The organism is Synechocystis sp. LEGE 06083, assembly GCF_015207725.1.
Classification (GTDB): domain Bacteria; phylum Cyanobacteriota; class Cyanobacteriia; order Cyanobacteriales; family Microcystaceae; genus Synechocystis; species Synechocystis salina.
In genome coordinates this window covers 1-6,521 of the sequence record NZ_JADEWJ010000233.1, presented here as the reverse complement: position 1 = coordinate 6,521, position 6,521 = coordinate 1, and the positions used below count along the sequence as shown (strand labels likewise).

General features: G+C 49.7%; 10 protein-coding genes and 1 pseudogene. 6 read left to right on the top strand and 5 right to left on the bottom strand.

The window, feature by feature from the left end:
* A partial coding sequence (locus IQ219_RS15435) for an ABC transporter substrate-binding protein (protein WP_194073197.1) occupies positions 1-725 on the bottom strand: 725 nt, incomplete at its 3' end.
* A gap of 169 nt (positions 726-894) precedes the next feature.
* On the bottom strand, positions 895-1,623 hold the full coding sequence (locus tag IQ219_RS15430; protein WP_242018193.1) for a Tic22 family protein: 729 nt from the start codon (positions 1,621-1,623) through the stop codon (positions 895-897).
* Here IQ219_RS15430 and IQ219_RS20185 point away from each other — a divergent pair.
* Complete coding sequence (locus IQ219_RS20185; RefSeq protein WP_228017182.1) at positions 1,604-1,741, top strand: hypothetical protein; 138 nt, start codon at positions 1,604-1,606, stop codon at positions 1,739-1,741. The genes IQ219_RS15430 and IQ219_RS20185 overlap by 20 nt on opposite strands.
* A 211-nt stretch (positions 1,742-1,952) precedes the next feature.
* On the opposite strand, the gene IQ219_RS15425 is transcribed toward IQ219_RS20185, so the two are convergent.
* From IQ219_RS15425 to IQ219_RS15415, 3 genes are all read right to left on the bottom strand, one after another.
* A complete protein-coding gene (locus IQ219_RS15425) occupies positions 1,953-2,291 on the bottom strand; it encodes a 30S ribosomal protein PSRP-3 (RefSeq protein WP_190599274.1) in 339 nt (112 codons plus the stop codon).
* Positions 2,292-2,356: 65 nt separating this feature from the next.
* Positions 2,357-2,941 (bottom strand): aminoacyl-tRNA hydrolase, encoded by a 585-nt coding sequence (gene pth / locus IQ219_RS15420; RefSeq protein WP_194073196.1) that lies wholly within the window; start codon positions 2,939-2,941, stop codon positions 2,357-2,359.
* Positions 2,938-3,165 (bottom strand): DUF2811 domain-containing protein, encoded by a 228-nt coding sequence (locus IQ219_RS15415; RefSeq protein WP_190599272.1) that lies wholly within the window; start codon positions 3,163-3,165, stop codon positions 2,938-2,940. Before IQ219_RS15415 ends, pth begins: the two co-directional genes overlap by 4 nt.
* 541 nt (positions 3,166-3,706) lie before the next feature.
* Here IQ219_RS15415 and IQ219_RS15410 point away from each other — a divergent pair.
* The 5 genes and pseudogenes from IQ219_RS15410 (at position 3,707) to IQ219_RS20420 (ending at position 6,396) form a co-directional block, all read left to right on the top strand.
* A complete protein-coding gene (locus IQ219_RS15410) occupies positions 3,707-3,925 on the top strand; it encodes an NAD(P)H-quinone oxidoreductase subunit O (protein ID WP_010873698.1) in 219 nt (72 codons plus the stop codon).
* 37 nt (positions 3,926-3,962) lie between these two features.
* Complete coding sequence (gene mdh, locus IQ219_RS15405) at positions 3,963-4,937, top strand: malate dehydrogenase (protein WP_194073195.1); 975 nt, start codon at positions 3,963-3,965, stop codon at positions 4,935-4,937.
* Between the two features lie 109 nt (positions 4,938-5,046).
* Positions 5,047-5,484, top strand: a complete 438-nt coding sequence (gene panD / locus IQ219_RS15400) for an aspartate 1-decarboxylase (protein ID WP_190599270.1) — start codon at positions 5,047-5,049, stop codon at positions 5,482-5,484.
* A 142-nt stretch (positions 5,485-5,626) separates the two neighbouring features.
* Positions 5,627-5,950: pseudogene (locus IQ219_RS15395) on the top strand (IS1 family transposase); the annotation flags it as partial.
* Positions 5,951-6,270: 320 nt separating this feature from the next.
* A complete protein-coding gene (locus IQ219_RS20420) occupies positions 6,271-6,396 on the top strand; it encodes a hypothetical protein (protein WP_255512829.1) in 126 nt (41 codons plus the stop codon).
* Positions 6,397-6,521 lie beyond the last annotated feature (125 nt).

The following is a 6,521-nucleotide window of genomic DNA, read 5'->3' as shown; positions in this document are numbered from 1 at the left end:
GGTCTATCTTTATTGGTCACTGTGCCACCATCGGCGGCAAAAGACTCCACAAATACCCGCTCAAATCCCACACCGTAGTCATTATTGATAACAACGGTGGCCACATCGGCAAAACCTTGCTTTTTGGCTAAGGCGGCTAGGGCCTGGGCTTGGTAGGTATCGGGGGGAGCAGTGCGGGCCCAAAATCCCTTAAATTCCCCCTTCTTAGCTTGGTCAGTAAAAACAGGACTAGTGCTACCTGGAGAAATCATCATAATGTTATTTCTCACCGCAATGGGCACGGCCGCACTGGAAACACTGCTGGCAAAGGAACCCACCACCCCGGCCACCTGGTCTGCTTCGGCCAACTTAGTCATGGCGGAAACCCCTGCGGTGGGATCGGTTTGGTCATCTTCGATAATGACTGTTACGTCCTGGCCATTGACACCGCCACAGGCGTTGATGGTATCCACTGCTAACTGCACTGCCAGGGGCATATTCTGGCCAATGGAAGATAAATCCCCCGTGGCAGGCAGTAGGGCCCCCAATTTCAGCGCTCCCCCTTCTCCACCGGGACTAGGTTGGTTAGCTCCATCCCCAGGGGCCGGCTCGGGTTCAGCACAGGCAAACATTAATCCGGCGGTGGTGCCAGCAAGGGCTAGATTCAAGGCGATCGCCGTTAATCGACGATGGGACTGGGGCCAAAGTAGACGCATCCTGAAAAAATCTCCCACAAGGTTATTAATGGGTTAAATATAGTTAGCCATGGTCTCTTCGGCAACCTAGTCTGGAAACTCCATCAATGCACTGATAGGGGGGGATGGGCAACTAAGATTAGCCCCTGTCCTTTCCTTTACCCCCCATCCGACGGAACCAGCAGTTTCTTGCCAATTCCCTAGTCCTAAACCCCAGGTCTTACTGGGGCTGTTGGGCAGAAAGGGAACGAATAAATTGAACTGCTTCCTGGGTGGGCACAATGCGGATTTGTTTGAGCATTTCATCATTACTACTTTGTAGAGTAGAAATAACGTTCTCCATGGCAATGACATCGATGACAATGCTGTTGGCCATGGCCGGTTGCTCTTGCTTAAACCGTTCCACCATCTGCTGAATCTGACTAGCTTCGAGGAAGAAAGGAATAATTTGCTCGTCTTCCTGTTGGATAGTGAGATAACCCTGGTCTTCTCCCCCTCTGGCTACGAATAGAGGGACTCCCCCTTGGTATTCAGAATTAGGCATTTTCTGAGCTGCCTGTACCTGGGCTGGGATGGGCACATAGGCAAATCCCAAGGGTTCTGGCTGGTTGGCGTTGGCCTGGGCAATTTTCACCACTTCCCCCAGGGAAACGGGCTGGACACTGACCTGGGAACCAACGTCGGGCTTTTGTTTTTTTAGTTCCTGTAAAAAGCCATTGGCTTCCTGTTGACTAATGAAAACTCCAGTGACTTTTTCGTTGTCATCACCCACTGCTACCAAGGGAGCTCCCTGGGCATCCACAATGGTAAAAACCGGTACCCCTTGCAGAATTTTGACCACTTCTTCGGTGGGCAAGGCCAGGGCCTGGAGGGTGGTGCCCAACCAGGTACCAACGGCGGTGGTGCCAATCAGACCAAGGGTTGCACCGATGCGGAGTAAGGATTTCATTGTTGCTGTCGCCTCAAAAAGTAATGACAATAAAAATATTGATTTAATCTTCACGAAAATCTTGTTATTTAAATGTCTGCGGGCCACGGAAAATGGCGATCGCCGAGAAGGTTTGTAGCCAAGGCATGGTCAGCCCTCCTAAACCAGAGGCTATGACAGTCTGGCCATGGGGAAGTTCCCCTCGACCTTACGGTAGCATATCGATTTTTTGAGGCGGCCAGGGGGGGAACAGTGCTGTTTTTTGACTGTCCCCAAGGCAAAAATTTCCCTACCACGACCATTGGAAGTTGGAATATGGAAATATTTTCTCTTCCTCACCCTGGGGGAATTTAGTTACTGCCGCTGAATACCACTTCGGGGAATTTGCCCTGGGCTTCGGCCATGGAGATTTGTTTGTTTTGATTTTTCAAGTCTTGCCAGAAGTTAATCACCTCAGTGGCTTGGTTGAGCACGTTAATGCGGTCCGCTTCAGCGATCCAATGTTTGGCTTCGAGTTCGTCTTTGAGTTGTTGCCAAGCATCGGCCCGGGGCCAGAAGAAGTAGGAAGTGAGAGGACTAGTGCCTTTGCCCACAATTTGATCCACGGCGATCGCCACGTTTTGATCGAGCCAGAGGACTTTGAGGATGAAACTGGTGTGTATGGTAGATGCTGCTTCAGCTGTAGTCACAAGCGAAATTCCCAAGAAATGTAATAATTTGCCAATTTATCATTGTACCCCATTGACCCCACCCGTTAGGGGGCCACGTTGCGGTTATTAAATAAACTCATGGTTTTGGCAATGCCATGGTGCAGACTATGGGCGATCGCCTCCGTGGCCAAGTCTAAGCTTTTCTCCACAATGGGCAATTCTGAGGGGGTAAATTTACCCAGCACATGGGCGATGGTGTCTTTGGTGCCATCACTTTTACCAATGCCTAAACGCAGGCGAGGAAAGTCCTGGGTGCCCAAATGACTAATCAGGGATTTCATGCCGTTATGGCCCCCAGCAGATCCAGTTTCTCTCAGGCGTAGCCGGCCCAGGGGTAAATCCATATCGTCATAGACCACCAACACTGACTGCGGCTCTAGCTTGTACCAGTCCACCACCGCTCGCACAGCCTGGCCAGAACGATTCATATAGGTGCGGGGTTTGAGCAAACAGGTTTTTTGTCCGGCCATTAGCCCCTCCCCAAACCAGCCCTGGAAACGCTTATGGTCATACCAAGAACATTGCCAGGCGATCGCCAACGCATCCACTACGGCAAAACCGATGTTGTGGCGGGTTTGATCATATTTCGGCTCAGGGTTACCCAAACCCACAATTAACTTGGGAATCATTCGGCGGTTTGCAATAAGGTTTCCAGATAAACCCGCGCACAGGCCTTGTAACTAGTGGACATGGGCTTAGTACCGTAGCCCCCCTCATTTTGCAACAGGAAGAGGGACAGGGCAGCGGAAAACACCCGGTCCAGGTCCCAATGGGGATGTTTATCTAGATAGGTGGTCAGGGACTCGTGCAGATCTTCGGGAATTTCGGCAAAAACACTAACGGAGGTATCCATGGTTCTTCTCTCTTTCAAAGGGCGGAACTGCTTTGGGGAATAACTGGGCCGGCTGAAGATTACGGCCCCACACCCAAAGTTTTTCTGCTGTGTGCCCAATAGTTTTATCGGGGAATTCCCCTGGCTGTCAATGGCGGAAAATTTTGCCCCAGGAGACATTTCTTATTTTTGCCAACGACATTATAGGTATTTCAGCCATTTTTGCTTAATCCAACTTAACAATAAAACGGTTTTTAACAACTCTCTCTAATTTTTTGCGGGATTCCCCAGGAGGCGATCGCCAAAAAAATCCCCCTACTATCCCTAGTGTCAAAACCAAAAAAAATTCCCCCACCCCTGGGGTGCCCACGGCCCAGTCAGGGTTAAGAAACAGCCCAAAAACCTTAACCTCCTGGGGATAAAATCTAGTAACCAGGGGAATGGCTGGGGAAAACCTGGGGAATGGTCTGGGGAGCAACTAGCCAAAAATAAGAATTACAAAATTTTAGGGTTATGTAACAATTTAGAATTAATTTCCCAGTCTCCCAACGAGGGCAAAACCATGGCCGCTAAAATGAAAAAGGGCAGTTTAGTGCGGGTTATCCGCGCCCAATTGGAAAACAGCCTTGAAGCCCAAGCCAGCGATCGCCGTTTACCCGACTACCTTTTCCATAGCAAAGGAGAAGTGTTGGATTTGAACGAAGAATATGCCCTAGTGCGATTTTATGTCCCCACTCCCAACGTCTGGCTGCGCTTAGACCAAATCGAAGCCTTGGCCTAGGTTGCTTTCCTCCACCATCAACACCCCGGAGGGTGCCATGAATAGTTTGGAGTATTCCCCGATCGCCTGTCAGTCCTTGCAGGTGACCGTGGTTGGTGCCGGTAATGTCGGCCGGACCCTGGCCCAGAGGTTAGTGCAACAGAACGTCGCCAACGTAGTTTTGTTGGACATTGTGCCAGGCCTACCCCAGGGCATTGCCTTGGATTTGATGTCCGCCCAGAGCGTGGAAGAATACGACAGTAAAATCGTTGGCACCAACGAGTACGAGGCTACCGCTGGCTCCGATGTGGTGGTGATCACCGCCGGTTTGCCCCGAAAGCCTGGTATGAGCCGGGATGATTTGTTGGGTAAAAACGCCAACATAGTGGCCCAGGCCGCCCGGGAAGCATTACGTTATTCCCCCACCGCCATTCTGATTGTGGTCACCAATCCCCTGGACGTGATGACCTATTTGGCCTGGAAAGTAACGGGTTTGCCTCCCCAACGGGTGATCGGCATGGCCGGTGTGTTGGACTCGGCCCGGCTCAAAGCCTTCATTGCCATGAAATTAGGGGCTTGTCCCTCGGATATCAACACCCTAGTGCTCGGGGGCCATGGAGATTTGATGTTGCCATTGCCCCGTTACTGCACCGTCAGTGGGGTTCCCATCACGGAGTTAATGCCTTCCCAAACCATTGCGGAGTTGGTGGAGCGCACCCGTAACGGTGGGGCTGAAATTGCCGCCTTGCTACAAACGGGCACCGCCTATTACGCCCCGGCTTCTTCCGCTGGGGTGATGGTGGAGTCGATTTTGCGGAATCAGTCCAGGATTCTTCCCGCCGCCACTTACCTTGATGGCATGTATGGATTGAAGGATATTTTCCTGGGGGTACCCTGTCGTTTGGGCTGTCGAGGGGTGGAAGATATCCTGGAGGTACAATTAACCCCTGAGGAAAAAGATGCCCTCCATCTTTCCGCTGAAGCGGTTCGCCGTAATATTGATGTGGCGTTGGCTATGGTCAGGGACAGTTAATTTCTGACAGTTAGTCAAGACGGTCAACAGGTTAATTAAATTGATAGAGTTAATCACTGACTGTTAACTAAATCAATGCAGGGCGTTTTTTCACCGAGGTTAGGGCTTAATGGGGAGCATTCGTTTAATGCACGCAAAATTACATCGGGTCTGTGTGACGGAGGCCAATGTCAATTATGTGGGCAGTATCACCATTGACCCAGTGATGTTGGAGCGGGTGGGGTTGTTGCCCCTGGAGGAGGTGGATATTATCAATCTCAGCAACGGCAATCGCTTTTCCACCTATGTCCTGCCCGGCCAAGCCCATTCCAAGGAAATTTGCCCCAATGGCGGAGCCGCCTTGCTCTGTCAACCAGGCGATCGCCTGATTATTTTTGCTTACGAACTATGTGAGCGCAATCAGGTGTTGCGGACTGGGCACCAAGCCAAGGTGTTGGTGGCCAATGAAAGCAATGAAACGGTGGATTTTTATTTACAAGAACTAATTCCCCAAGAACAGGGGGTGCAATTTATCAACACCAATTGTTCGGCACCAGTCCCCAAGTAAATTCGAGTGAATTTGTCGAACCAACCCCATTGATCTGGAAGAAATCGATGCTTTACCCCCTCAGTCGCCCAAATAATGTCGGTGGGCACTGTCTGTTTAGGGAGTGAAAGCTAGAATGGTTACGCAGTATAAGGTTGAAAAAATGAACTGTGTGTATTGTGAAAATGAACGGGTGGTGAAAAATGGAAGAAAAAAGCTGAAGACGGGACAGATAGTGCAAAATTATTTGTGCAATGAATGTGGTCGTCGATTCAACGAGCGTAGCGGAACCCCCATGGCCCGATTGAGAACACCAGGGTCAAAAGTAGAGATGGCGCTCAAGGCAAGAGGGGAAGGACTCGGAATCAGAGCCACCGCCAGAGTTCTAGGGAAATCCCCCAGCAGTATTACAACCTGGGAAAAGCGCTTATCAAATCAGCTAGGAAAATGGTCACCTAAAGCCCCAGAGGGAGGAGAAATAACGATATAGCAAAGGACGAGATAGTTAGGATAGTTCTCTCAACGCTATATCCAATGCAGAAATCAGCGATTCTCCCTTACTAACAAGTTGGGAAACATAACATTTTAGTCTCGCCCAGAACTTCTCAATTTTGTTCAAGTCGGGAGTGTCAAGAAATTTGTGTAAAGGGGAAATTAGAAAAGAAAAGAATTAGGGTGTTCAATAGCAAAACAAGCAAGAGCCGCCTTCCAATGCTGGATGGGCATAGTCCATTTACGGCAAATACGTTGCAAAGCCAGGTATAACAGTCAGGACTTACGCAAGATAGATGAGGTTAAGGTAGTAGGATGACTTCTTTCACTCGTTTAGATTACTGTCAGTATTTACTGAGTAGCCCAATTAACTACACCCTAACAAACCTTGCCAAGAATCTCGATGGTGTGAGCCATGACCGGATCAAACGTTACCTATAAGGAGTAAAACTGACTCCTCGTCTGCTGTGGGAACAGGTACGTCTAGAGCTAATCGAATCACCAAAAGCTTATGTTGTCTTTGACGATACGGTGTTAGACAAAAGCTATAGTCAAAAAATCGAATG